1 protein-coding gene is annotated in these 1,326 nt (G+C 60.1%); it reads left to right on the forward strand.

Features of this window, described 5'->3' with window-relative positions; all coding sequences use genetic code 11:
- Nucleotides 1–66: 66 nt before the first annotated feature.
- On the forward strand, nucleotides 67–1,326 hold a 1,260-nt coding region (locus INT40_RS20335), incomplete at its 3' end, for an ISL3 family transposase (protein WP_193096869.1).

Consider the following 1,326-nt stretch of genomic DNA (forward strand, 5'->3'; position numbering starts at 1 on the left):
CCCGGATAGACGTCGAGGTCTTCCGATGATGGAAGTTCTCACACTGCCCATCCGAAAGACCTCGACGTGGACAACCCTATATTCTCGACGCCTGACCTCACGACATTCTGCCGACTCGACACCCTTGACCTGACCTGCATCGGCCAACACATCACCGCACACAAAGCCATCCTGAAATGCCGGCCGAACACCACCGATGAATGGTGCCGACGATGTGGCGGCCACGGCGACATCCGCGACACCGTCGTGCGTCGACTGGCACACGAGCCCTTCGGCCACAGGCCAACGACACTGCATATCCGCCTGCGTCGCTACAAGTGCATCGAATGCGGCCACGTGTGGCGCCAGGACACTACGACCGCGGCGCCAGCCCGAGCAAAGATCTCTCGAGCCGGACTCGATTGGGCACTGCGTGCCCTCGTCATCGATCACGACACCGTCGCAGTCATCGCTGACAAGCTCGCGGTGTCCTGGCATACCGCGAACTCCGCGGTCCTGACCGAAGGACAACGGCTGCTGATCAACGATCCGAATCGATTCGACGGTGTGTCTGTGATCGGTGTCGACGAGCACGTGTGGCGCCACACCAGACGCGGGGACAAATACGTCACCGTCATCATCGATCTCACCCCGATCAGCCAAGGAACGGGCACAGCACGCCTACTCGATATGGTGCCCGGACGGTCGAAGCAGGTCTTCAAACAATGGTTGGCCGCCCGACCCAAGGGGTGGCGTGATGGAATCGAAGTCGTTGCGATGGATGGTTTCTCCGGGTTCAAGACCGCAGCCGTTGAGGAACTTCCCGATGCTGTGGAAGTCATGGACCCATTCCACGTCGTCAAGCTTGCTGGTGATGCCCTCGATGACGTTCGCCGCCGCGTCCAGCAGGAGACAACTGGGCATCGTGGACGAGCGAAGGATCCGTTGTATCGGGCAAGGAGGACGCTGCACACGGGCACAGACCTGCTCACGAGACGACAACAAGAACGGATCGCCAGTCTCTTCGCTGATGCGAACCTCACCGAAGTCGAAGTCACCTGGGCCATCTATCAAGACATCGTGGCTGCTTACCGGGCCGAGGACCGCAGTGAAGGCAAGAGGCTCTTGCAGGCTGTCATCGATGTCTTGTCGGCAGGATTGCCTGCTGGGTTGACGGAGTTGAGGCGGTTGGGGAGAACGCTGAAGCGACGCGCATCCGACGTGTTGGCATTCTTCACCAGGCCCGGAACGTCGAATGGGCCAACTGAATCGATCAATGGTCGGCTCGAGCACCTTCGAGGATCGGCACTCGGGTTTCGCAACCTGACTCATTACATCGCGAGGTGC

The organism is Brevibacterium sp. FME17, assembly GCF_014897515.1.
Taxonomy (GTDB): domain Bacteria; phylum Actinomycetota; class Actinomycetes; order Actinomycetales; family Brevibacteriaceae; genus Brevibacterium.